28 protein-coding genes are annotated in these 25,010 nt (G+C 44.6%); 26 read left to right on the plus strand and 2 right to left on the minus strand.

Features of this window, described 5'->3' with window-relative positions; genetic code table 11:
* The first annotated feature begins 31 nt into the window (after window positions 1-31).
* The 10 genes from J6I68_RS15900 to J6I68_RS15945 all read left to right on the plus strand — a co-directional run bounded on the left by J6I68_RS15900 (window position 32) and on the right by J6I68_RS15945 (window position 8,304).
* The gene (locus tag J6I68_RS15900; RefSeq protein WP_292221728.1) at window positions 32-484 is read left to right on the plus strand and encodes a PaaI family thioesterase; all 453 of its coding nucleotides are present in this window, start codon (window positions 32-34) and stop codon (window positions 482-484) included.
* 17 nt (window positions 485-501) lie between these two features.
* A complete protein-coding gene (locus J6I68_RS15905) occupies window positions 502-2,025 on the plus strand; it encodes an HAD hydrolase-like protein (protein WP_292221729.1) in 1,524 nt (507 codons plus the stop codon).
* A 17-nt stretch (window positions 2,026-2,042) separates the two neighbouring features.
* Window positions 2,043-2,780, plus strand: a complete 738-nt coding sequence (locus J6I68_RS15910) for a nucleoside/nucleotide kinase family protein (protein WP_292221730.1) — start codon at window positions 2,043-2,045, stop codon at window positions 2,778-2,780.
* Window positions 2,780-3,565: a YdcF family protein gene (locus tag J6I68_RS15915; RefSeq protein ID WP_292221732.1), complete on the plus strand. Its 786-nt coding sequence runs from the start codon at window positions 2,780-2,782 to the stop codon at window positions 3,563-3,565. The genes J6I68_RS15910 and J6I68_RS15915 overlap by 1 nt, the downstream gene beginning before the upstream one ends.
* Window positions 3,562-4,116 carry an NAD(P)H-dependent oxidoreductase gene (locus J6I68_RS15920; RefSeq protein WP_292221733.1) on the plus strand — a complete coding sequence of 185 codons (555 nt, stop codon included), beginning with the start codon at window positions 3,562-3,564 and terminating at the stop codon, window positions 4,114-4,116. The genes J6I68_RS15915 and J6I68_RS15920 overlap by 4 nt, the downstream gene beginning before the upstream one ends.
* Entirely contained in the window at window positions 4,113-4,901 is a 789-nt protein-coding gene (locus tag J6I68_RS15925; protein WP_292221734.1) for an SDR family oxidoreductase, read from the plus strand. The genes J6I68_RS15920 and J6I68_RS15925 overlap by 4 nt, the downstream gene beginning before the upstream one ends.
* Window positions 4,898-5,458, plus strand: coding sequence for a hypothetical protein (locus tag J6I68_RS15930; protein WP_292221735.1), 561 nt, complete (start codon window positions 4,898-4,900; stop codon window positions 5,456-5,458). The genes J6I68_RS15925 and J6I68_RS15930 overlap by 4 nt, the downstream gene beginning before the upstream one ends.
* Window positions 5,459-5,545: 87 nt before the next feature.
* A complete protein-coding gene (locus J6I68_RS15935; protein WP_292202647.1) occupies window positions 5,546-5,863 on the plus strand; it encodes a helix-turn-helix domain-containing protein in 318 nt (105 codons plus the stop codon).
* Window positions 5,864-5,867: 4 nt separating this feature from the next.
* On the plus strand, window positions 5,868-7,115 hold the full coding sequence (locus J6I68_RS15940) for a type II toxin-antitoxin system HipA family toxin (RefSeq protein ID WP_292221736.1): 1,248 nt from the start codon (window positions 5,868-5,870) through the stop codon (window positions 7,113-7,115).
* A 43-nt stretch (window positions 7,116-7,158) separates the two neighbouring features.
* Entirely contained in the window at window positions 7,159-8,304 is a 1,146-nt protein-coding gene (locus J6I68_RS15945; protein WP_292221737.1) for an ATP-binding protein, read from the plus strand.
* 52 nt (window positions 8,305-8,356) lie between these two features.
* Here the strand turns inward: J6I68_RS15945 and J6I68_RS15950 are convergent, their stop codons facing one another.
* The gene (locus J6I68_RS15950; protein ID WP_292221738.1) at window positions 8,357-9,877 is read right to left on the minus strand and encodes a hypothetical protein; all 1,521 of its coding nucleotides are present in this window, start codon (window positions 9,875-9,877) and stop codon (window positions 8,357-8,359) included.
* A 136-nt stretch (window positions 9,878-10,013) separates the two neighbouring features.
* Between J6I68_RS15950 and J6I68_RS15955 the strand changes: the two genes are divergently transcribed.
* The 13 genes from J6I68_RS15955 to J6I68_RS16015 all read left to right on the plus strand — a co-directional run bounded on the left by J6I68_RS15955 (window position 10,014) and on the right by J6I68_RS16015 (window position 21,761).
* Window positions 10,014-11,309 carry a glycoside hydrolase family 27 protein gene (locus J6I68_RS15955; RefSeq protein WP_292221740.1) on the plus strand — a complete coding sequence of 432 codons (1,296 nt, stop codon included), beginning with the start codon at window positions 10,014-10,016 and terminating at the stop codon, window positions 11,307-11,309.
* Window positions 11,310-11,324: 15 nt separating this feature from the next.
* Complete coding sequence (locus J6I68_RS15960) at window positions 11,325-12,320, plus strand: pyruvate kinase (RefSeq protein ID WP_292221741.1); 996 nt, start codon at window positions 11,325-11,327, stop codon at window positions 12,318-12,320.
* Window positions 12,317-12,871 carry a hypothetical protein gene (locus tag J6I68_RS15965; RefSeq protein ID WP_292221742.1) on the plus strand — a complete coding sequence of 185 codons (555 nt, stop codon included), beginning with the start codon at window positions 12,317-12,319 and terminating at the stop codon, window positions 12,869-12,871. Before J6I68_RS15960 ends, J6I68_RS15965 begins: the two co-directional genes overlap by 4 nt.
* Entirely contained in the window at window positions 12,864-13,583 is a 720-nt protein-coding gene (locus tag J6I68_RS15970) for a tRNA threonylcarbamoyladenosine dehydratase (protein WP_292221743.1), read from the plus strand. The genes J6I68_RS15965 and J6I68_RS15970 overlap by 8 nt, the downstream gene beginning before the upstream one ends.
* 35 nt (window positions 13,584-13,618) lie before the next feature.
* Window positions 13,619-14,563 (plus strand): phosphatase PAP2 family protein, encoded by a 945-nt coding sequence (locus J6I68_RS15975; protein WP_292221745.1) that lies wholly within the window; start codon window positions 13,619-13,621, stop codon window positions 14,561-14,563.
* 201 nt (window positions 14,564-14,764) lie between these two features.
* Window positions 14,765-15,298, plus strand: a complete 534-nt coding sequence (locus J6I68_RS15980; RefSeq protein ID WP_292221746.1) for a histidine phosphatase family protein — start codon at window positions 14,765-14,767, stop codon at window positions 15,296-15,298.
* Between the two features lie 23 nt (window positions 15,299-15,321).
* On the plus strand, window positions 15,322-15,519 hold the full coding sequence (locus J6I68_RS15985; protein ID WP_292221747.1) for a hypothetical protein: 198 nt from the start codon (window positions 15,322-15,324) through the stop codon (window positions 15,517-15,519).
* 12 nt (window positions 15,520-15,531) lie between these two features.
* Window positions 15,532-16,899, plus strand: coding sequence for a glycoside hydrolase family 53 protein (locus J6I68_RS15990; protein WP_292221749.1), 1,368 nt, complete (start codon window positions 15,532-15,534; stop codon window positions 16,897-16,899).
* A 1-nt stretch (window position 16,900) separates the two neighbouring features.
* Window positions 16,901-19,030, plus strand: coding sequence for an ATP-dependent helicase (locus J6I68_RS15995; RefSeq protein ID WP_292221751.1), 2,130 nt, complete (start codon window positions 16,901-16,903; stop codon window positions 19,028-19,030).
* Between the two features lie 40 nt (window positions 19,031-19,070).
* Window positions 19,071-19,655: a xanthine phosphoribosyltransferase gene (locus tag J6I68_RS16000; protein ID WP_292221753.1), complete on the plus strand. Its 585-nt coding sequence runs from the start codon at window positions 19,071-19,073 to the stop codon at window positions 19,653-19,655.
* A gap of 226 nt (window positions 19,656-19,881) precedes the next feature.
* Entirely contained in the window at window positions 19,882-21,159 is a 1,278-nt protein-coding gene (dinB, locus tag J6I68_RS16005) for a DNA polymerase IV (RefSeq protein ID WP_292221754.1), read from the plus strand.
* A gap of 11 nt (window positions 21,160-21,170) precedes the next feature.
* Window positions 21,171-21,434, plus strand: a complete 264-nt coding sequence (locus J6I68_RS16010; protein ID WP_292202689.1) for a hypothetical protein — start codon at window positions 21,171-21,173, stop codon at window positions 21,432-21,434.
* A gap of 18 nt (window positions 21,435-21,452) precedes the next feature.
* Window positions 21,453-21,761, plus strand: coding sequence for a hypothetical protein (locus J6I68_RS16015; RefSeq protein WP_292202690.1), 309 nt, complete (start codon window positions 21,453-21,455; stop codon window positions 21,759-21,761).
* 18 nt (window positions 21,762-21,779) lie between these two features.
* On the opposite strand, the gene J6I68_RS16020 is transcribed toward J6I68_RS16015, so the two are convergent.
* Window positions 21,780-22,598 carry an MBL fold metallo-hydrolase gene (locus tag J6I68_RS16020; RefSeq protein ID WP_292221755.1) on the minus strand — a complete coding sequence of 273 codons (819 nt, stop codon included), beginning with the start codon at window positions 22,596-22,598 and terminating at the stop codon, window positions 21,780-21,782.
* A gap of 112 nt (window positions 22,599-22,710) precedes the next feature.
* Here J6I68_RS16020 and cobI point away from each other — a divergent pair, with 112 nt between their 5' ends.
* Genes cobI through J6I68_RS16035 form a run of 3 tightly spaced genes read left to right on the plus strand, consistent with a single transcriptional unit; the run spans window position 22,711 to window position 24,926 of the window.
* Window positions 22,711-23,367 carry a precorrin-2 C(20)-methyltransferase gene (gene cobI / locus J6I68_RS16025; RefSeq protein WP_292221757.1) on the plus strand — a complete coding sequence of 219 codons (657 nt, stop codon included), beginning with the start codon at window positions 22,711-22,713 and terminating at the stop codon, window positions 23,365-23,367.
* Window positions 23,368-23,416: 49 nt separating this feature from the next.
* Entirely contained in the window at window positions 23,417-24,445 is a 1,029-nt protein-coding gene (locus J6I68_RS16030; RefSeq protein ID WP_292221758.1) for an NAD-dependent epimerase/dehydratase family protein, read from the plus strand.
* Window positions 24,446-24,464: 19 nt separating this feature from the next.
* Entirely contained in the window at window positions 24,465-24,926 is a 462-nt protein-coding gene (locus tag J6I68_RS16035) for a C-GCAxxG-C-C family protein (RefSeq protein WP_292221759.1), read from the plus strand.
* Window positions 24,927-25,010: the final 84 nt, after the last annotated feature.

Below are 25,010 nucleotides of genomic sequence, written 5' to 3' on the forward strand. Positions count from 1 at the left end.
CAATCGGGCAAAAATAGTGAGGTGATTTGATATGCGAAAAGCTCGCACAGAAAAAGAAAATGCCATCAGGGAGAAAATGATCTCTGAGCTGTATTCAAATGAATACAATAAATTCATTGGATTTGAGGTTTTGGAACTTAGCTCCACCTACAGTAAATCCAGGATAAAAGCGGACCCAAGGCTCTATAATACCTATGGAAGCATCCACGGCGGAGCGCTTTTGTCTTTCGTTGATGCCATGGCGGGCGCCACAGGCAGCATGAGCGGATATTATGTTACGACGGTCTCTGCGAACCTCAATTTCCTGCTTCCTGCGGTAAACACTGAATATATCTACTGCGAGTGTATGAAATTAAAGACAGGAAAGCACATCCTGGTCTTTGACATAAGGGTTACAGATGATGCAGGAAATCTTCTTGATAGCGGAGAGTTTTCATTTTTTGCAAGCAAAGTGCCGGTTCTTGGGGACAGCCTGAAATTCTGATTGATTAGGAGAAAGAGATGTACAAGAATATCATGTTTGATCTGGACGGAACAGTGACAGATTCTGGCAGGGCCATAACTTCTTCAGTTGAGTATGCGCTGGCAGATTTTGGTATCACTGATCAGCCAAGAGAAAAGCTCAACACTTTTATTGGACCATCACTTTACGACTCATTTGAGAGGGAGTATGGCTTTAAGGGCGAGGACTGCGACAAGGCAGTTGCTCTTTACAGATATATATATGAAAAAGAGCGCATGTATGATGTGGATATATACGAGGGCATTCCAGAGCTGCTTGAGAAGCTGCAAAACGGCGGCTTTAAGGTGTTTCTGATAACCAGTAAGCCCCTTAAGTTTTCTGTGCAGATCCTTGAAAAGATCGGGCTATCAAAGTTTTTTGACCACATGATAGGTCCTGACCTTACAGACCACAGCTCAGATAAAAAGCGCCTCATCGAAAAGGCCATAAGAGAGCAGGGCCTTGAAAAGAGTGAATGCATCATGATAGGTGATACCCAGTACGACATAGATGGCGCAGTTGCTGCAGGCGTAGACAGCATTGCGGTGACCTACGGATATGGCAATGTGGAGGCTATGAAGGCGGCAGGAGCAACTTTTTTTGCAGATTCTGCGAGGGACATAGGGAAGATACTTGGCGTATGCTCAGATATGGTAGATGAGATCAGAAGGACGTTTAAAGCAAATGATGACATCAGGGATGCGGGCCTTACAACCCCTGATGATATAGAGCGTTTTGATGACATAGTATATGGCGAGAACGAAAAATGGCAGGTCCTCGATGTATATCGCCCTAGAAATACGAAGGGCAAGCTTCCTGTCATTATCAGTGTTCACGGCGGAGCCTGGGTTTATGGCGACAAGGAAAGATATCAGTATTACTGCATGTCACTGGCTCAGAGGGGATTTGCTGTTGTTAATTTCACCTACAGACTGGCGCCTGAATTCAAATACCCTGCGCCTTTAGTGGATACTAATCTGGTGGCGAGATTTGTGGCAGAAAACAGTGAAAAATACGGATTTGACCTTGGAAATGTATTTGCAGTAGGCGACTCTGCAGGAGCGCATATTTTGGGACTCTATGCCTGCATGCTTACAAACACTAGTTACGCCCAAAAGTTTGATATAAAGCTTCCGGAAGGCTTTTTCTTTAAGGCAATAGCGCTGAACTGCGGCGTATACAGGATTGATAAGAAAAACGGAAGGGAACAGGATCTTGACCTTATGAAGTTGTTCCTTCTTGGAGGGGCTACAGAGGATGAGCTTAAGGATATTTCTGTAGCGGAGCACATCACGAAAGAATTTCCGCCAGTATTTGTCATGACTGCAGATGGAGATTTTCTTAAGGATCAGCCAGGAAATATTGTTGGAAAGCTCCTTGATGAAAACATACTATTTAACCTCAGGTACTATATGGCTCCAGAAATGCAGTTGGGACATGTTTTCCATTTGAATTTAAAGCTCTCTGAAGCTACAAAGTGTAACGACGAGGAATGCGCTTTTTTCAAGGGATTTATTAACTGAATCTACAGGTGAAATGTATGGAATACTTTGTAAACATGAATGGGATAGATGTATGTGCCCATTATAGTGATGAGACTATAAATGAGATCTTTCTGCCGCTGCTTGGCAGGTTATCTGCTATGCAGAAAGAGAAAAATCGCAGAATTTTGGTTATGCTGGCTGCGCCTCCCGGCGCAGGAAAAAGTACTCTGGCCAGTTTCCTTCAGAAACTGTCAGAGGAAAATGATAAGCTTACTGACATCCAGGCCATTGGTATGGATGGATTTCACAGGCGCCAGGAGTATCTTACAAGCCACAAGACTGTAAGAGACGGACAGGAAGTTCGTATGGTCGATATAAAGGGCGCGCCCATTACCTTTGACCTTGACCTTTTTAAAGAGCGTATAAAGAGGGTCCTTAACGAGAAAAAAGTCTCCTGGCCCTCCTATGACAGGCATCTTCACAATCCTGTAGATGATGCCATTTTAGTAGAAAAAGATATAGTTCTTTTGGAAGGAAACTATCTCCTTCTTGATGAGGATGGTTGGCGGGAGCTTAATAAAATGGCAGATTATTCCATATTCCTCAGCGCAGATGAGGACCTGTTAAGGGACAGGCTGATCGACAGGAAGATCAAAAGCGGAAACACCAGGGAAGTAGCTGAGAAATTCGTGGATTACAGCGATATGGCCAATGTCAGACTCTGTCTTAATAAGAGTAGTAGCGCTGATCTGGTGCTTTCAATCGATAAGACAAATATAAGGATAGCTCGGTGATGAAAAAAAGGTTATTTACGCCACGGATCAGGGTTTTGTGGCTTACACTGGCGGTTTTATGCCTCCTTTATTCGGCGATGGTCTATATGGTAGGCAGCGGAACCTTTTCTTTTGTGATATGGCTCTTTGGAGCGGCATTTTTCGGTGCATGTTTCTTTTTCGCAGGAAAGGGACGGTGGATGAAGGTGCCTTCTGGCCTTAGGATTGCAGCGTATTCGCTAATTGGTGTGGCTACCGTCATATTTCTTGTATGCCAGATAGCAATACTTTCTCACTTTTTTGATAAGGGTGAAAAGAACCTTGATTACGTCATAGTTCTTGGTGCTCAGATGAGAGATAGCGGTCCCAGTGTCATTTATCGCTACAGGCTGCAAAAAGCCAAGGAGTATATGCTTGAAAACCCTGAAACAATCTGCATCACAACAGGAGGACAGGGGAGTAATGAGTCTGTAAGCGAGGGCGAAGGCGGAGCAGAGTACCTTGTATCTCTTGGCGTTCTGGATTCAAGGATCATGGTGGAGCATGAATCCATGACTACTCCAGAAAATCTGATAAATGCTCTGGATATGATAAAGCAGGAAAACGGGAGCACTGAAGATCTGAGGATCGGCATCATTACCAATGGCTTCCATGTTTTCAGGGGAGTCCGTATAGCCAAAGGGCTGACTGACGCCCATATCTGCGGGATTGCAGCTTACATGCAGCCCCAATACATCCCCAACAATATGGTCAGGGAGACCTTTGGGATAATAAGGGACTTTTTAGCAGGAGGAATAAAACTATGATTCTTTTTGTAGATGCGTGTGTACGGGATGAATCAAGGACAAAGAGGCTTGCAAACGAGGTTTTATCAAGGCTTAAGGGCGATGTAAAGACGGTAAAGCTTAAGGACGAGAAGTTTGAAGTTACGGATCAGGATTATTTAAAAAAGCGTGACGAGCTTATTGCGAAAAGAGAATTTGATAGCGAAATGTTTGCGCTGGCAAGGGATTTTAAAGAGGCTGATCAGATTGTCATAGCAGCACCGTATTGGGATCTTTCTTTTCCTGCAATGCTCAAGCAATACATTGAGCACATAAATGTGCTGGGAATAACCTTTGAATACACCAAGGAAGGTACGCCTGTAGGACTTTGCAAGGCTGACAGGCTTTACTACGTAATGACTGCCGGCGGAGCGTTTGTCCCTGAGGAGTATGGCTTTGGGTATGTAAAAGTGCTTGCACAGAGCTTTTACGGAATTGACAACGTAAAGCTCATAAAAGCGGTTGGCCTGGATATTTACGGAGCCGATGTGGATCAGATAATGAATAAAGCAATCAGAGGGATCAATCTATGATACTTGTTACCGGAGCGACGGGATTTGTTGGAAAAAAGATAATGGATGTTTGCAGTGATACTGTGGCTTCGCCATCATTGCGAGATGTATCTCTGGATGATGTTAAGCGCGTGATAGAAGCTAGCGGAGTTGACGTTATCGTGCACACTGCGGCAATTTCTGATATCAAAGACTGTGAGGCAGATCCGGAAGGGTCTTATCGCGCAAATGTTGAGCTTCCTGTATTTCTTGCAAAGGCCGCAGAAGGCAGAAAGCTTGTCTGCTTTAGCTCTGATCAGGTCTATACGGGATCTGAAAAAGAAGGACCATATGCTGAAGGAGATGAAAAGCCAGCTAATACCTATGCAAAGCATAAGCTTGAAATGGAAAAGAGGGTACTTGATATCTGTCCGGATGCAGTTATGCTCCGCGCAGAGTGGATGTATGACTTTGGACCAGGCAAGCCAAACTATTACACAATTGTGCGAAATGCCGCAGCCCCTTTGCGCTTTAGCTCTGGGAATTACAGAGGAGTTACTTACGTTAAAGAAGTGGCTGAAAATATGGAAAAAGTTATTGCTCTTCCCGGGGGAGCATATAATTTTGGAAGTGAAACAAACAGAAGCATGTTCAACATAACCAAGGAATTTGCTGGAGCACTTGGATGCGATATCACGATAGAAGATGTTCCGCCGCTTCACAATCTGTGGATGGACTGCAGCAAAGCCAGAAAATATGGCGTGGTGTTTAGCGAAGTTTTGGATGGACTTCTTAAATGTGCTAAAGATGAGGGAGGACTATTATGAGCGACAAGAAGATAGCTGTTATTTTCCCTGGTATGGGATATCACAGCGACAAGCCGCTTCTTTATTTTTCAAAGAGACTTGCAAGAGAAAAGGGCTACGAAGTGGTAGAGGCTCACTATGAATTTCCTTTCAAGGCCAAAGAGATAATGAACGACAAGGTGCGTATGAAAGAGGCCTTTGAAGATGCAGTTTCCCAGATAAAAGAGGATCTTACAGGTATAAAATTTGATGAATACAGCGATGTTGTTTTTATCGGAAAAAGCATAGGAACTGCGCTGGCTGCCCATTTTGACAGAGTGCTGAATGTCGGTGCAAGGCACATTGTCTTTACACCGGTTCCACAGACTTTTGAGATGCTTAAAAAAAACGCTGGTATAGTCTTTCATGGACTTAATGATCCCTGGTGCAAGACAGAGATTGCAGATGCAAGGTCAAAAGAGCTGGGTCTGGAACTTCATAAGATCGATAGGGCAAATCATTCCCTTGAAACAGATTCACCTATGGAGGATCTTGTAAGCCTTCAGGCAGTAATGAAGCGGGTTGAGAGCTTCCTGTGAGAGCTGCCTGTTTTTGTGATAATGTATATAAAAATTGACAACAATCCGGATTTATGTATAATTATATGTACATAAGGAGTGAAGACTATGCCAAAAAAATCGACCGTATTATTACCTGAAACAACGGAAATTTTAGAACAGATGGGCCTTCAGATAAAATATGCGAGGCTCAGGAGAAAAATAAGTTCAGAACTTGTGGCTGAAAGAGCTGGTATCAGTAGGGCGACCCTGGTTGCTATAGAAAAAGGAGCGTCTTCCGTAGCCATTGGTTGCTATGCCGCAGTGCTTCATGCACTAAATCATATGGATAAAGATCTTTTGCTAGTTGCTAAAGATGATGAACTGGGTCATAAGTTGCAGGATTTGGAGTTACCAGTAAGAAAACGGGCACCAAAGAGAGGATAGAAATTTGGATAACGAATTCAAGATATATGTTTATGCCGATTATCTAAATTTTAATAATGATCTTGTGGGTACAATAAATGTATCAAGGCAGAGAGGGAGAGAGTTTTACTCTTTTGAGTATTCAAATGAATGGCTGAAAAAAGGAACGATGGCTCTCGATCCGGACCTTCAGATGTTTAAAGGAAGGCAGTATCTTTCGGATGATAAGACTATCTTTGGCGTATTTGCTGATTCATGCCCTGACAGATGGGGACGTAGGCTGATGCAACGACGTGAGGAGCTAAGAGCTAGGAAGGTCGAGGAAAAGCCAAGGAAGCTGCTTGAAAGTGATTATCTGCTGGGTGTCTTTGATGAAGCCAGGATGGGCGGACTTAGATTTAAGACAGAAATTAATGGTGAGTTTCTTTCTGCTGAAAAAGAATATGCAATACCTCCATGGACTTCATTGAGAGAACTGGAGCATGCATCTATAGAGTATGAAAAGAGTGAAAATGCTCTGTCTGAAAAATGGCTGAAACAACTTTTGGCTCCGGGATCTTCATTGGGAGGAGCAAGACCAAAAGCTACTGTTGTCGCTCCAGATGGATCGCTCTGGATTGCAAAATTTCCATCTAAGCATGATGATATCGATTCTGGCGCCTGGGAGATGGTTGTTCACGAACTGGCATTAAAGTGTGGCCTCAATGTTCCGGAAGCGAAAACGGAGAAGTTTTCAAAACTTGGGACCACTTTTTTGGTAAAGCGTTTTGACCGAGATGGGGATAGAAGAATACACTTTTCCTCTGCCATGACCTTGCTCGGGAAAAAAGATGGACAGGATGCTTCGGAGGGAAGCAGCTATCTTGAAATGGTCTCTTTCATAAAGGCTAATGGATCACAACCTATGAGAGACATGAAGGAATTGTGGAAAAGGATAGTTTTTAGTATTGCAGTATCCAATACAGACGATCATTTTCGTAACCATGGATTTATTCTTACTAAATCTGGGTGGGCACTATCTCCTATGTACGATGTCAACCCGGATATTTATGGAGAGTATCTTTCTTTAAATATTGATGAGTATCAATCTGACCTTAGCTATGAATTGGCGATTTCTGTAGCGCAGTATTACGGTATTAGTCAGAAAGAGGCCAAAGAACTGGTAAAAGGGATATCAGAGGTAGTTAGAGATAACTGGCAGAGCCTTGCCCAAAAACAGAAGATAGGTAGGCCAGAGATTGAACGAATGAAAGGTGTCTTTAACAAGACCTAAAAGGTTCATGTAGAATACTAGCAAAAAATTAGGAACAGGTAACATGAAAGAAATAACATTAGAAGAACTAAAGAAATTAAATAGAGACGATTACGAGCTTATCGATATAAGAGACGAAGGTCCAAGGACATATGGAATGATGCCAGGAGCCATTGCAATCCCATTGGAGACAGAGTTTGAGAAGTCGGTAGAAATGATATCAGAAATTCCCATGGAGAAGAAGCTTATTTTTTACTGCGATTTTGGCCGAAAGACCGCCGTTCTTGATGAAGGTGGACCATTGGAGGGCAGGGACTGCTACAGCCTTCAGGGTGGCTATACAGGCTATATCTGCGCACAGATCGCTGATATGGGTGATCTAGAGGAGCGAAGAAAAAAGGCGGAGCTTAGCATCAGAAAGAAGTTTCATAAGACGCTCTTTTCCCCATTTGCAAAGGCCTGCAAGATGTACCACCTCATAGAAGAGGGCGACAACATTGCAGTATGCATTTCCGGCGGAAAAGACTCTATGCTCATGGCCAAGCTCTTTCAGGAGATCCAAAAGCACAGACAGTGCAACTTTGAGCTGACTTTCCTGGTAATGGATCCTGGGTACAACTCAGATAACAGGGCGCTTATTGAGAGTAATGCAAAGGCCCTCGGTATTCCTGTCACTATTTTTGAGAGCACAATTTTTGATGCCGTGGATACTATCGAAAAGAGTCCTTGCTACATATGTGCAAGAATGCGAAGGGGCTATCTTTATAGTAAGGCCAAGGAACTTGGATGCAACAAGATTGCGCTTGGACACCACTACGACGACGTTATTGAAACTATCCTTATGGGAATGCTCCATGGTGGCCAGTTCCAGACCATGATGCCCAAGCTTCACAGTACTAACTTCGAGGGAATGGAGCTCATAAGGCCCCTTTATTTCGTCAGGGAAAAAGATATTTGTGCGTGGCGTGACTATAATGACCTGCATTTTCTTCAGTGCGCTTGCCATTTCACAGAGACCTGCACAACCTGCCACGAGGATGGAACCACATCTTCAAAGAGGCTTGAGACCAAGAAGCTCATCGCTCAGCTTAAGAAGAGCAACCCTTACGTTGAATCAAACATTTTCAAGAGTGTAGAAAACGTGAATTTAAACAGTGTCATCGAGTATAAGCAAGATGGCGTAAGACACAACTTTTTAGACAATTATTGATCTTTCAAAAGAAAAAACTTTCCGAAATGGAAAGTTTTTTCTTTGAGGGGTTTTAATTCAATGCTACTCCGTTTACATAAAGAGTGTAGCCATTTGAGTTTATGCTGGATACATCGCCGTCAAAGGAGGAAATATAAGTGTCTGCGGTGAGTGTCCAGGTGCTGCTTTTATCTATAGAAACGCTGACAGTTCCAACTTCAGTTGATACTGTGTCGCCCTTGGCATTTTTAATATTTCCGCTTACGGTTCCTGTAAAGTCAGAACCATCAGAAAGGTTCAGGGTGAGCTCTGAATCACTGCCGACCAGGACTGTGCCTTCTAGTGTCTGGTTGGTGGCATTAAGAGTTGCCTTGTTTGTGTCTCCGGTCCAGCCATCAGAACATACTGAAATGAGTATGTTTTCTGAGTCTTTGTTGGTGATCTTAACGTTGTTTAGGTTGATCACTGCGGAGGTGTTGGTTACATGGAAGACATGGCCGTTTTTGCTGGTGAGACTTCCGCCTGTCATTGTAAATGTTGAAGTACCGCTGTCTGCATCTCCGGACATTGACTGATAGATCATGATGCTGTCATAGAAGGTGGCATTACCGTTGGTATCTGTGTTATTGGCAGTCAGATTGCAGTCGTTTAATGTGATTGAATTGATACCCTCAATGCATACGCCCTCTGAGAGGTTTGAGGTAAGGGTGGCGTTTGAAACCGTAATATCTGCAGTTGAGTAAATTGCAGGAGAACCAAGGCCATTAGTTGTGTAGCTTCCGCCGTCAACTGTAACTGTTCCGCCGCCTCTGTCTGTTCTGATAGCGGCTGAAGATCTTCCGCTGGTCTCGATATTAAGGTCATAGGCCTCTGTGATACCGCCGCCGGTTGTCATGATACCGCCGGAACCATCGCCTGTTGTGGTGATCTTTGAGTCAGAGATGATAACCTTTGTTCCATCGCCTGAAGCTCCGTTCTGGCCGCCGTTATCGCCGTATGAAAATACGCCGTTGGCTCCGTCTGCATCAGAGGTGATGGTTGCGCCGGAAATTGTTGTGGTGGATCCGTCTTTTACAAGGACAGCTGCATTAAGTCCATAGAAATTGCAGTTGTCGCCGCCGTCAGAATCTCCGGTCTTTGAAACAGTAGCATCTGTTATTGAAACAGCTTCTGAAGTGCTGACAAGAAGCGCACTTTCATCTGCTGTAGTACTTTTATAAGTTTGTCCGGTTTGGGAATCCGCAGATGTGATGGTGGTTGACGCAGTGTAGTCGATGTCTGCGCTGCTGCTCCCACCGCCAAATCCGCCACCGGGAGGATTGCCAGGTGCATTGCCGTCGGGTGGGTTGCCAGGATTTTCGCCGTTTGGTGCGCCTCCATCAGGAGGATTTCCTGGAGCTTCACCACTTGGGGCTTCTCCATCAGGAGGATTTCCTGGAGCTTCACCATTTGGAGCCTCTCCATTAGCCGGTGTATCAGGGGCCTCTACAGTTGTTTCAGCTGAAACTTTATCAGTTCCGCAGGCTGAAACAGCCAAGCACATTGCTGTGATCATTCCAATCGATAAAACTTTCTTGATATCTCTTTTCTTCATAAGAACTCTCCTTGTTGTTTGTTTATGAGGTGATTATGAAACTCGAACCTTAAAACAACTTAAAGAATTTAATATCTTTTCATGTATAATTATTAGTGACTGTGTCGTAAGATGGATTGTGAGGGGTTATTTAGCTATGGAGAAGGAAAAAATGATCGCAAAAAGACCTCCTATGGGGTGGAACAGCTGGGACTGTTATGGCGCCAGTGTAAATGAAGAAGCGCTTCTTGGAAATGCCAGATATATGCACGATCACTTGAAGGAATACGGATGGGAATATGTTATCTGCGACATTCAGTGGTATGAGCCCACTGCGGATTCCCACGAATATCATAAATTTGCCAGGCTTGAGATGGACGAATACTCAAGACTCATCCCAGCGGTAAACAGATTTCCTTCTGCAGCAGACGGAAAAGGCTTTGGACCTATAGCAGAGCAGATCCATGATATGGGGCTTAAGTTTGGAATTCACATAATGAGAGGCATTTCGAGACAGGCAGTTCATAATAATACCAAAATACTTGGAAGTGATGCTACTGCCAGGGACATAGCGCATCCTGCATCAATCTGCATGTGGAATACAGACATGTACGGTGTTGACGCTGAGGCAGATGGCGCTCAGGAATACTACAATTCAATTTTCAAGCTGTATGCGCAGTGGGGAATTGATTTTGTTAAAGTTGATGACATTGCAAGGATTGACTGTGGAAAAGAGGCACCCGGAGCCGGCGTTTCAGAGATAGCACTTATAAGGAACGCGATTGATGCCTGCGGAAGGAAGATCGTATTGTCCCTTTCTCCGGGACCGGCGAGAGTTGAGCAAAAGGACTATCTTCTTGAAAACGCCAATATGTGGCGAATGACAGATGATTTCTGGGATAAATGGGAGCTTCTCTACGGTATGTTTGAGAGATGTCATGCCTGGGAAGGAATCGGATGCAAAGGCCACTGGCCTGATTGCGATATGCTTCCTTTGGGGCATCTGTGCCTTTGCAATAAGGAAAACGGACAGGTTGGTCATTATACGCATTTTTCAGAAGATGAGCAAAAGGTCATGATGACCCTGTGGTGCATATTCAGGTCTCCACTTATGATAGGCTCAGAACTTCGGGATAATGATGATTTTACTTTGAGTCTTCTTACCAACAAAAGGCTTCTTGATATGCACAGATACGGAAGGAAAGCTCGCCAGGTCACCAGAAAAGATGACTGTATTATCTGGAAGAGCGCATCCAAAGAGGGAAAAACGTATGTTGCGGTCTTTAACATTGGTGAAAAGAAGAACAAGATCAAGCTGAAATTCAAGGATATTGGATTAGGATCTGGCAGCGAGGTTAATGCTGTTGAAATATGGACAAATCTGTCTGTGACAATAAAAGATAAGCAGAGTGTGGAACTTGAGCCTCACAGCGTTAAATGCTATGAAATATGAGGCAGAGGGATTTTTATGATAGATATATTTGGAACATTGGGGCCGGCTTGCGATAGCGAAGCAGTTCTGTCTGAGATGATTTCTAATGGAATGACAGGCATAAGGGTCAATTTATCTCATGTGATGCTTGCAGACTGTGCGGCTAGTATAGACAGGGTCAAAAGAGCTGCAAAAGAAAATGGGGTATCTCCTAAAATTCTGATAGATATGCAGGGACCGGAGCTAAGGATAGGGCGCTTCGAGGGAGGGATGGTACTTAAAGCTGGAGAAACAGTAGGGCTTGGCGTTGAAGGAATTCCCTTGGATGACGCTGTGATAAAAGAGCTTTCGGCGGGAGATGAGGTGCTGCTTGATGATGGCAAGATCCTTGGAGAAATTTCTTTTGCAGGCGAACAGAAAGCTACAATGCGCATCATCCGTGGCGGCGAGCTGACCCAGAGAAAGAGCATACTTATAAAGGGCAAGGATTTAAGGCTTTCAGCCATTACTGCAGATGACAGGGAAAACCTTAAACTGGCAAAAGACCTTGGGATCACCGGGATCATGCAGCCTTTTGTAAGGAGCAGGGAAGACCTTATGGAGGTCAGAGTTGCCCTTGATGTGTGCGGCTGCACAGGCCTTAGAATATATGCAAAGATTGAAAACATGGAGGGTGTAAAGAACTTAAGCTCCTTTATAGATCTTTGCGATGAGGTGATAATCGCCAGGGGAGACCTTGGAAATAATATGGATCTATGGGCACTTCCAAGGGTTCAGAAAGAGATTTCCGGGATCTGTAACGAGGCCTGTAAGCCTTTTATGGTGGTGACGCAGATGCTTGCATCCATGGAAAAGAGCGAAGTTCCCACCAGGGCAGAGGTAAGCGACATATTTAATGCGGTACTGGACGGAGCTTCGTCTGTGATGGTCACAGGGGAAACTGCAATTGGCGTTAATCCGGCGGAAGTAATAAAGTATTTGAGTAATACCGCAAGGGAAGCAGAAAAGTATATTGGGGAGGAGCGGAAATGAGGACGCTTTTTATTGGCAACAGCCACACTTACTACAACGACATGCCTGGGATTTTCAAGGAGATCTGCAAAGAAAACGGTATAGACATGCAGGTAACAATGCTCACTAAAGGGGGAATGGGCCTTGATTACCACGCAGACAACGAACAGACCAGGTTCAATATCTTATATGGGGATTATGATTTCGTTATCCTTCAGCACGTTGCCCATCCTATGGGCGAGTTTTCGGTGATGGAAGACGGGGCTGACAGGATCATGGAGTGGATCAGAAAGACTAAGGCAAAGCCCTGCTTTTACATGACCTGGACCAAGGAGGGGGACGAAGAGTCCCAGCCTGAGATGTCTGAGCGTTACAGGAAGCTTGCTAAAAAGTATGGATGTCTTTTGGCACCTGTAGGAGAGAGATGGTGGGAGCAGATCCATGCTCATCCCGAGACAGATCTTTTCTTCGAAGACAGAAGGCATGCGTCACTTGAAGGATCTAAACTGATCGCGAAAACAATATTCGAAACACTTAAAGAAGAAATGGAGTTTAAAGAAGTAAATGCTTAATGAGTTTTCAAGAACACAGTTATTATATGGTAAAGAGGCTATGGATAAACTCGCAGCCTCAAGGGTAGCTGTGTTTGGAATTGGTGGCGTAGGCGGCTATACAGTGGAGGCACTGGCCCGTTCAGGAATAGGTGCTTTGGACCTCATAGATAATGACCAGGTCTGCCTTACTAATATAAACAGACAGATAATTGCCACCCAGAAAACAATTGGAAAATATAAAGTAGATGTGGCAGAAGAGAGGATCCACGACATTAATCCTGAGTGCAAGGTCAGAACCTACAAGACCTTCTACCTGCCTGAAACTCAGGATCAGTTTGATTTTTCAGAATACGATTATGTGGTAGATGCCATAGATACGGTTACAGGTAAGCTTACGATCATTGAGAATGCTAAAAAGGTGAATGTGCCTGTGATTTCTGCCATGGGAGCCGGAAATAAGCTGAATCCTACAGGATTTGAGGTGGCTGATATTTACGATACATCTGTCTGCCCGCTGGCAAAGGTCATGAGACATGAATGCAAAAAAAGAGGGATTGACTCCCTGAAGGTAGTGTATTCTAAAGAAAAGCCAATTGCGCCGCTTGAAACATCAGAGGAAGTAACCAATAAAAGGGTTACTCCCGGATCCACAGCCTTTGTGCCCTCTGTAGTGGGGCTTATCATAGCTGGTGAGATCATCAATGATCTCACAAAAGAGTTTAGAGCATAAAGGAAAAATACTAATTTCAAAATGAGGGGAAAAATATGGATATTCAGTATTTGTTAATGTTGCAGGAACTTAGGAATGCCACAGGAGGCATTTTTGACGAGTTTTTTAATGCACTGTCAAAGTTTGCGGTAGATGTACTGCCGTTTCTTCCTTTTGTGATCTTTTGGGGAGTTGATAAGAAATGGGGATATTTCTTTTTGACCACCCATTGGACAGGGGAGCTTCTAAACGGTGTGATAAAACTCACTGTGTGCGCTTATCGCCCATGGATAAGGTCTGACCTTATAGAACCTGCTGGGGATTCAAAAGTGGCGGCAACCGGTTACTCTTTTCCTAGTGGCCACACCAGGACTGCGACTACTATCTATGGAGATGTGTTTGTCTGGCAAAAAGACAGGCGCAAGTGGCTTGCTGTCTGCTGCGCTGTGCTCATTCTGCTGACAGGATTTTCAAGAAATTTCCTTGGCGTACATACACCGCAGGACGTGCTTGTAGCCTTCATTGAGTCTGTTTTTGTTATCTACGTGGTTTCAAGAGTGTCGAAAAGAGTCGAAGGCAACGAGAAAGTCCTGGATATACTTACTGTTGTGGGCGTTGTGGCAGTTATTGCGGCTTTGGCTTACATACAGCTTAAGCATTACCCGCTGGATTACACTTCAGATGGAACTTTGTTAGTTGACCCTCAGAAGATGATGAACGACTGCTTTAAGGCTTGCGGATCCTTCTTGGGACTGATGGTTGGAAGCTATGTAGATCGCCACTATATACAATACGAGATTCCATTTGGCGCAAGGAATCTGCCTGTACTGGTGTGCGTTGGTGCTGCTATTACTATGGCATGGAAAGACTTATTTGCTCCTGCAACTATTGTTCTTGCCTTCGGTGGACATTGGGGTAATTTCATCGCCAGATTCCTGATGCTCATCTTTGCTATGGTAGTATGGCCTCTGGTGATCAGAAAAGAATGTAAACTGAATTAGATCTTTTTGGGAGGATGACTGCAGGTGCTGGCCTGCAGTCACATGTGTTATGAAAATATGTGTGTGGGGTTCAGGTTGCTACCTGATGAATACATAATATCTTCGTAACCTTAAAATAACCTAAAAGGTTTTATTTTTTTTGACTTTTTTCCCCATAAAAAAGTAATATAGTTCAGTAGCTGCTAGAGGAGCGATAAATAAATGGATCATTTTTACTTTGTGAGACATGGTGAAACTGTGTGGAATGTAGAAAACAAAATATGCGGAGCCACAGATATTGAGCTTACCGAAAAGGGGCATCAGCAGGCTATTGAGACGGGACAGAAGATCCTCGATATGGGAATCAAGGCAGATATCATTCTGACATCTCCTCTTGTAAGAGCCAAAGAGACTGCCAGACATATATCAGAGATCACAGGAATTCCAATGAAGATTGAGCCTCGCGTGATAGAGCAGAATTTTGGAATCTGGGAGTCAACTCCCCGTGATGGAAAAGAGTTCCACGAGGCCAAAAAAGACATGGCATGCCGCTTTGGAACAGGAGAGTCAATGCTTCAAATGGCTCAGAGAATATACAATCTCCTTGATGATATAAAGGCAGGAGATAAGGAAGTGATCCTCGTTGCCCATAATGGCATAGTCAGGATTGTCGAATCATATTTTAGAGATATGAACAATGAGGAATTTTCCTCCTGTGGTATCAAGAATTGTGAAATAAGGAAATACGAATTTTAAGTTGTTTTGTGAGGTACGAATTAATGAAAGATAACCAGAAGCTGTTAGACCTGATAGATAAAGCTGGAAAAGGCAGCATTGAAGCTGCTGAAGAGATTGCTGTAGGCTATTTTAAGGGAACTCTTGGAGAAAAGAACATCACCAAAGCCAAGAAATGGGCATCCTACGCTGCAAAGCATGGCAGCATAGTGTGCCAGGAAATAATTGAGCAGATACAGTAGGAGGTAGCGCAGATGATAAAGAGTAGAATGGAGATTTCTGCGATAATCTGCAGTGTTGGAATGGCAGCTATGATTCTTGGAGGCTGCGGGAAGAGTGGAAATGTAGAGCCGACAGAGGCAGCAAGTGAGGTTACTGTGGAAGGGGCTGCAGAAACAGCAACATCAGAAATCAACGAGGAAACAGCTAAAGAAGCTGAAGCAGTAACAGAAGAAACATCCACTGAAGAACCCTGGAAAACCAGGATCGAAGGCATCTCCGACGATTTCATCTTTGGAATGGACGCATCTTCACTTCTTGCAGAGGAAAACAGCGGTGTAAAATACTACGATTTTGATGGCAATGAGCAGGACGCACTAAAAACCTTCGCGGATTCAGGAATCAACTATATTCGCCTTCGCGTTTGGAATGACCCATATGATGAAGATGGCAACGGATATGGCGGAGGCAATAATGACCTGCCAACTGCAATTGAGCTTGGAAAAAGAGCTACCGATTACGGAATGAAGGTCATGATAGATTTCCACTACTCAGACTTCTGGGCAGATCCCAAGAGGCAGCATGCACCAAAAGCCTGGGAGGGCATGAGCGTAGAGGAAAAAGCAGATGCTCTCTACGGTTTTACAAAGGACAGCCTGACACAGCTCCTGGATGCAGGCGTTGATGTTGGCATGGTGCAGATAGGAAATGAGATAAACTACGGAATGTCAGGAGAGAAGCAGTTTGAAAAGGTTGCTGAGCTCCTTAAGGCTGGAAGTCTTGCAGTTAGGGAAGTATCTGAGGCTTACGGAAAAGAGATATCTGTAGTAGTGCATTACACAAGGATCCAGGACAAGGCAGATGTACTTACACTGGTTGACAGGCTTATCAGGTGTGAACTGGATTTTGACATGATTGGAATGAGCTATTATCCTTTCTGGGATGGCAGTTTTGAAAATATGAGCCGCGTCCTTGAGCTGATAAATGAGAAGTATGGGAAAAAGGCTTTCATCGCTGAGACTTCATACTGTTATACAACTGAGGATGGAGATGGCTTTGGGAACAGCCTTTCTTCAAAGGACCTGGTGAAGGGATACCCTGCTTCTGTAGAAGGCCAGGCCACTGTTCTTCATGATATATGTCAGTATGTCAGCGACGCAAACGGAATTGGTATATTTTACTGGGAAGGCGCATGGATTCCTGTGGGACCTGCAAATGCTGACAATTCTGCTATATGGGAGCAGTATGGAAGCGGATGGGCCAGCAGCTATGCATCTGACTATGACCCTGAAGATGCTGGAAAATACTATGGCGGAAGCTCCTGGGACAATCAGGCGTTTTTTGATTTTGAAGGACATCCTTTGGAATCTCTGAAAGTATTTAATTACATGTTAGGAAAATGATTTGATCACTGATATAGATTTCTGGGCCAAATATGGCCAAAAACTAAATGAACAGCAAAAACAGGCAGTAGAAACAGTAGATGGGCCTGTGCTGCTACTGGCGGTTCCGGGAAGCGGTAAGACCACTGTCCTTGTAAACAGGCTTGGATACATGCTCTACTGTAAAGGGATTGATCCAGGGAATATCCTGACTCTCACATACACTGTGGCAGCCACAAGGGACATGGCAGATCGTTTTAAGAGTCTCTTTGGGCAGGAGTTGGGTGACAGGCTTGAATTTAGGACCATAAACGGCATCTGTGCCAAGATAATTGCCTATTATGGCAGACTCATTGGAAAAAGCTCTTTTGAACTGGTAACAGACGAGAAGATAACAGGTAAGCTCCTGACTGACATATTCCTAAAAGTAATGGGCGAATACCCCACAGAGAGCGACATCAAGGGTATCAGGACCCTCATTACCTACTGCAAGAATATGTGCCTTACTGAGGATGAGATCAGGGATGTGGGGAAAGATCAGGGGATAGATCTCTTTTCCATATATTCCGAATACAACAGCGCTCTTAAGGCCAGAAGCCTTATGGACTACGATGACCAGATGATCTACGCCTACAGGATGCTCAAGGGGTCAAAAGAGCTGCTTGCGCATTACCAAAGCGAGTACAGATATATCTGTGTGGACGAAGCCCAGGATACATCCAAGATACAGCATATGATCATAGCTCTTTTGGCCGGAGAAGCGGGAAATCTTTTCATGGTGGGAGACGAAGATCAGAGTATCTACGGCTTCAGAGCGGCTTATCCGGAAGCTCTTTTGAACTTCGAAAAGGATCATCACGGTGCAAAAGTGCTTGTGATGGACAAAAACTACAGGTCCAATGCCAAGATAGTAGTGGCTGCAGACCGGTTCATCCAAAAGAACAAGAGCCGCCACGAAAAGCACATGTGCGCCACAAAAGAGGCTGGCGGCGAGATCACCATCACAGAGCTCAGCGCCAGAGAGGCACAGTACAACTATCTTTTAAAAGTGGCAGAGGATGTTAAGACCCAGACAGCTGTGCTCTACAGGGACAACGAGAGCATTCTGCCCCTGGTGGACATACTTGAAAGAGAAGGCGTGCCCTACAGGATAAAGAACGTGGATATGGCATTTTTCACCCACAGAGTAGTTGTGGATGTGATAAATATGCTTTCTTTTGCACTTGCGCCTGCTGATCCTGAGCTTTTTATGAAGATATACTTCAAGTTCCAGGCATTTTTGAGGAAACCTGACGCCGAGGCCATGTGTGAGATGGCTGATGAGCGTCACACAGGCATATGGGACGCAGCTGAGTATATAGACTTAAATAAGCGTGTTCTGGGGAACTGCAGGTCCCTTAGGACCCACTTTAGGAATATGGCCACAGAATCCCCCTACAAAGCCATAAACCGGCTTGAAAACTTCATGGGCTACGGGGATTACCTGAAGGATAACAACATCGATACAAACAAGATATTTATCCTTAAGATGCTTGCGAAAAATGAGGCTACCATAGAGGATTTTCTCTCAAGGCTTGAGGAGCTTCGCAGTATCCTTACGGAAAAAGAGCCTGATTACAGCTCCAAATTCATCCTTTCAACCATCCATTCCGGCAAGGGCCTGGAGTACGACTCAGTCATACTTATGGATGTGATAAACGGCGTTTTTCCGAGCAAGGTTGTCAGGGAAAAAGATAAGTCGGCCTCTCCTCAGGATCTAAGGGATTTTGAGGAGGAGCGAAGGATCTTTTACGTAGGGATGACAAGAGCAAGAGAGAAGCTTACAATATTTAAGTATGATGATAAGCCTTCGGCCTTTGTAAAAGAGCTAACGGCCAAGGAAAAGGCAGCTTCGAAGCCTACTGGTGTCAAGGCACCTACAGCTCTTTTGAAAAAGAGTAAGACCAAAGCTGCGGATGTTGCCAGTGTTCCGGACCAGCTGGTCATTGGTGAGAGGGTATCTCAGCCCAAGTACGGGGAAGGTACGATCACTGATGTGACATACGACGACGATGAGATCCCAATGAAGTTTTCCGTGAAGTTTGATGCAGGAGATGAGAAAATATTCCTGTATCCTGTGGCGTTTAATATGGGGATGAAGATAGTTCACTAACTTTTAAGTGCTGATTTCGGCGCGATAAGGAGGAGCTAAAGTGAAATTACTTGAAGATATGATCAGGGAAAAAGGAGAGGTTTATCCGGGAAATATCCTGAAAGTAGACAGCTTTTTAAACCACATGGTGGATGTATCTCTAATGGATAAGATGGGTGAAGAGTTCTATGAGAGGTACAAGGACGCCGGAATTACCAAGATCCTTACCATTGAGGCTTCAGGAATTGCGATAGCAAGCTTTGTAGCAAAGCGCTTTGAGGTTCCGATGCTCTTTGCCAAGAAGACTAAGAGCCTCAACATCGGAGATGATGTGTATACTTCAAGAGTCAGCTCCTACACCCATGGAACAGACTACGATATAACTGTATCAAGGAAATACCTTGATAGCAGCGATACAGTTCTTTTGATAGATGATTTTCTGGCCCTTGGCAATGCCATGAAGGGGCTTATAGAGATCTGCGACCAGGCAAGGGCAAGGGTCGCAGGGATAGGGATCTGCATTGAAAAAGGCTTTCAGCCAGGTGGTGCAGACCTTAGGATGATGGGAATTGATGTGATGTCTCTGGCAATCATCGAGAGAATGGGAGATGATGGGACAATCGAGTTCCAGAGGCAGGAGGATTAGTAATCGGAAAGTAAAATGACCTTATGAAAAAAGAAATTATGAAATAAATAATTTTTGATGATGGGCGACGCTTCCGCGAATGCAGTATTCGTGAGGGCGTCGCTTTTTTCATGTGCCTTTGGAAAATTAATACACTATATCTAGCGGTTGCAAAATCGAACAGTTGTTCTTATAATAAAAACTACCCAAACAAATGTTTGCAAAACGTAAGGAGGCGGGAAATGTAATGGATGACAGGATCATCTTGCATTCAGACTGCAACTGCTTTTATGCATCCGTTGAGATGCTGCACAACCCCGCCCTGAGGGACGTTCCCATGGCGGTGGGAGGGGATGTTGAGGCAAGACACGGAATAGTCCTCACTGCCAATTACATAGCCAAGAGAAATGGAGTCAAGACAGGCATGGCACTGTGGCAGGCAAAAAGGGCCTGTAAGGACGTGGTATTTGTTTCACCCCACTATGATGATTATATTCGCTTTTCAAGGCTTGCAAGGAATATCTATTGCGACTACACAGACAGAGTTGAGCCCTACGGTCTTGACGAGAGCTGGCTTGATATAACAGATTCAGCCAGGATGCTGGGAACAGGCGATGGCATGGATATTGCCAGGCAGATATCCTCCAGGATCAAAAAAGAGCTGGGAATCACAGTATCCATCGGCGTTTCCTGGAACAAGATATATTCCAAGTTTGGATCAGACTATAAAAAGCCTGATGCCATAACCCAGATCAGCAGACAGAATTACAGGGATATCCTGTGGAGAGCGCCTGCATCTGACCTTCTTTACGTAGGCAGACGCACCTGTGCTAAGCTATATAAATATGGGATCATAACCATCGGAGACCTTGCCAGGACTGATCCCGAGTTTCTGCATCAGATATTTGGCAAGATCGGGTATGTGCTCTCTGCTTTTGCCAGAGGCGAGGATAATACACCTGTTGCTGCTTTTGACGACAGCGTTCCAGTAAAGAGTGTGGGAAACAGCACTACTACTCCCAGGGACCTGGTCAGCGACATAGATGTGAGGATGGTGCTTTATCTTTTGTCAGAGAGCGTGGCTGCAAGGCTTAGGGAGAACCATTTCATTGGGGACGTGATAGGCATCAGTATCAGAGATAACGGCCTGTTCAGCTTTACAAGGCAAAAGAAGATCAAGATAGCCACTAATATCTCAGAGGAGATAGCAGGCTACGCCTGGGAGCTCTTTAAGGAAAACTATGAGTGGCATGCACCCATAAGGAGCGTGGGAGTGAGGGTATCACATCTATCCCCAGACACCCAGCCTCATCAGCTTGACCTTTTTATGACAGAGGCCCAGAGGGAAAAATACCTGCGGGCAGATCTTGCGGTGTCAGAGATAAGAAACCGCTTTGGCTATGAGTCGGTACTGAGGGGACTTATGTACTTTGACAAGAGCCTGTCTGGCCTTGACGCCAAGGCGGATGACCACATGATACATCCTGTGGCTTATTTTCAGAATGGCAATAATGTATTTGAGTGACGGAGACAGATATGGCGATACGAATAGGACATAAGGTCTATGTGGAGACAGTTGTAGACTTTTCAGATGAAGGGATAATAAGGCCTCTTTCCATAGTGTGGGAGGATGGAAAAAAATATGAGATAACAAGGGTTTTGCACTGCGAGAGAGGCGCCAGCAGGAGAGCAGGCGGAGCGGGACTTGTTTACACCTGTATCGTTGATGGAAAAGAGATCCATCTGTATTTTGAGGATGCTCCCGGGGGAGCGAAGTGGTTTTTAGAGTCTAAAGCCTGAAGAAAGTGAGGGAAGATCATGATATATGCAGTAGATTTTGACGGAACATTGAGCATGGGTCAGTGGCCTGAGGTTGGGCCTGCAAATACAAGGCTTCTTCGCTACCTTTTGGACAAACAGAGGCAGGGCGACAAGCTCATTCTCTGGACCTGCAGGGCAGGAGAGCCTCTTGATAAGGCTGTAGAATTCTGTAAAGAAAATGGTCTCATTTTCGATGCCATAAATGACAATCTTCCTGAGACCATTGAAAAGTACGGTTCTAATTCTAGAAAAATAACATGTGATGTTTATATAGACGACAGGGCAAGCCATGTGGACAACTACTGATGTGGCTGAGTATCATTGTCAGAACTCCATCTGATACCCGACCTTCATCTGGTTTACGGTATCGCCAAGTTCTCTTTTCAGTATGCCATATGCGTGGCCCTTGGTGCAGTGGCCTGTGCACACGTAATCTATTCCGGTAGCCTTTATATTCTGCGCCAGGGCTGTGATCTCTTCATCAGATTTGTTAAACAGGTGGAAACCGCCTACAAGGCCGTATACGCGCTTATCCGGGAAGGTTTCTTTTACCTCGTTTATGATGTTTGCTGCTCCGCCATGAGAGCAGGAGTTTATGATAAGGAGCCCTTTTTCGGTCTCAAGGACAAGGCTCTGCTCGTGGGAGAAGTCATCTGGGATCCAGCCCTTACCTGTTTTCCTGTACATTGACTCGCGTTTGCCAACTTCAGAAAGATTTGCAGTTTTGTGGGGGATGAGATATACCCCATCTGTGATTTGGTAGTCTCCTGATACCAGTTCTATGCGATCTTTGTAGCTTCGGATCAGATTTCTTGGGATACCAATGTATTTCTTAAAGATGAATTTCTTGTGGTAGCAGTTATCGGCTGCAGAATCTCTCAGGTAAAATTTGGCGTGGGAGTTGTGATCGAAAAACGCCGGGATACCGTTGGCGTGGTCATAGTGAGCATGGCTCAATATACCAAAGTCAATGCTGTCAACGTCGATGCCGAGCTTTCCCATGTTCTTAAGGAACAGGTCGGAAGCTCCAGCATCTACTAAGATCTTCTTGTCTCCAAACTCCACCAGGACGCACAGTCCCCACTCTCCGGAGATTTCTTCGTTTGAAATGTTATCTACTATTACTGTCAGCTTTGTTTTCATACTTTTTCCCTCTTTTCTCCTTAAAAGTATAGCAAACGTGGCGTGGATGACAATATAATAAGAGTTGGAACACTTGCAGAGAGGTTTGCAAATGTGCGCAGGGAGTTTAAATATGGCAGGAATTTTGTACGCCGTAGGGGTTGGACCGGGAGATCCGGAGCTTCTTACCCTTAAGGCTGTAAAGGTGATAAATAAGGCAGATGTGATCGCTTGTCCCGCAAAAGGCGGCACTGCAGGCGTTGCATATGAGATAGCAAAAGGAGCCTGTCCTGAGATCGAGGAAAAAGAGAAGATCCTTCTTGATTTCCCCATGAAAGAGGAGGGGCTAGATGCAGCTCATCAGGAGGTTGCAAAGAGGATAGTTGATGTTCTTGGGAAAGGCAGGAGCGTGGCTTTTCTTACTTTGGGAGATCCTGGCTTTTATTCCACCTTTTTCTATATTTCAGAGATGGTAAGTGATATGGGTTTTGAGATCCAGATTGTGAGCGGAGTGACCTCTTTTTCCGGTATATCTGCAAGACTGAACATACCGATAGCACTTGGCAGGGAAAATGTGCTGATCACAACCGGAGAATTTAAGGATTTTGACGGAACACTTATCATCATGAAGGCAGGCAGCAAGCTGAAGGGATTAAAAACATGCGTTATCAAATGTGGCAAAAAGGCCTGGCTTGTTGAGAACTGCGGAATGGAGTCTGAGAAGGTTTATGAGGACGTACATGTGATTCCCGATGAGGCGGGGTATTTTTCTGTACTTATAGTCAAGTGACACAATGAGGCGAAGTTGGCAACTTTTTGCGAAAAGAAAGGATGAAGGTATGAGAGCACTATTTATTGGCGGAACCGGAACAATCAGCATGGGAATAGTTAGAAGGCTTTCTGAGGACCCTTTGTGGGAGGTATATCTTCTGAACAGAGGAAACAGGAAAAGTGAAGTCCCCGAGTCAGTTAAGCAGATCATTGCAGACATAACTGATGAAGAGGATGTAAAAAAGAAGCTTGAAGGAATGACATTTGACGTTGTAAGTGACTTTATTGCTTTCGATGTCAGTGCTGTTGAGCGGGATTACAGGCTCTTTGAGGGCAGGACCAAGCAGTATATCTTTATAAGCTCTGCATCTGCTTACAATAAGCCTGCAGCATCTTATGTGATAACAGAAGGGACAACCCTTGCAAACCCTTACTGGGAGTACTCAAGGAACAAGATTGCCTGTGAGGAATTCCTTTTACGCAAGTACCGTGAAAATGGCTTCCCTGTAACAATTGTAAGGCCAAGCCACACCTATGATGAGAGACATATTCCGCTGGGAGTTCACGGAAATAAGGGCTTTTACCAGGTAATAAAGAGAATGCAGGAGGGCAAGCCCGTTATTATTCAGGGCGATGGTTCCTCTTTGTGGGCTCTTACTTTTAACAGCGATTTTGCATTAGGCTTTACGGGGCTTATGGGCAACCGACACGCTATTGGAGAGGCTTTCCAGATAACAGGAGATGAGATCCTTACCTGGGACCAGATCTATAGGACTATTGCAGATGCTCTTTCTGTAGAACTTAAGGCATACCACGTTTCATCTGAGTTCCTTGCTGAGGTGGGTGAGAAGTACGGCTACGATTTCAGGGGAGGGCTTCTTGGAGACAAGGCAGTATCTGTGGTGTTTGACAATGCCAAGCTAAAAAGGCTTGTGCCTCAGATGACCACAAATATTCCATTCCATAAGGGGGTCCGTATGGCTCTTGACTATGTGCTTTCACACCCTGAAGAATATGAAGAGGATCCTGAGTTTGACAAGTTCTGTGATAAGGTTATAAGTGCATTAGAAGATGCAAAGAAAAAAGTAATAGAATGAATGGAAAAGGTGAGATATTATGACTCGTAGAGAAGCTGCCATGGCAAATTTTTTGAAGGGCTATAATTGTTCACAGTCAGTAGCACTGGCTTTTGCGGACATGATTGATATAGATGAAGCCACGTTATCAAAGCTCTCATCCTCTTTTGGTGGAGGAATGGGGAGGCTAAGAGAGGTGTGCGGCTCTGTCAGCGGAATGTTCATGGTCGCAGGGCTGTTATATGGCTATGATGGACCTGAAACCGGACAGCTGAAGGCAGATCATTATGCCAGGATACAGGAGCTGGCAAGACGATTTGAGGAAAAGCATGGATCCATTGTCTGCAGAGAACTGCTTGGCTTAAGTGTTAGGCACGATGTTCCAGTTCCTGAAGCAAGGACCTCTGAATACTACAAAAAACGCCCCTGCCCGGAGATAATAGGTGATGCTGCGGAGATCCTGGAGCAGTTCATTAACGAACAAAACGAGCAAAACAGCTAAATGCTTGCAGGTAACGATTATGGGAAACGAAAATGGAACATGGATAATGTATGGCGTTGACTGGGATGATCCTGAATGCCTTCA

It is taken from the genome of Butyrivibrio sp., from assembly GCF_017940685.1.
In the GTDB taxonomy this organism is placed as follows: domain Bacteria; phylum Bacillota; class Clostridia; order Lachnospirales; family Lachnospiraceae; genus Butyrivibrio.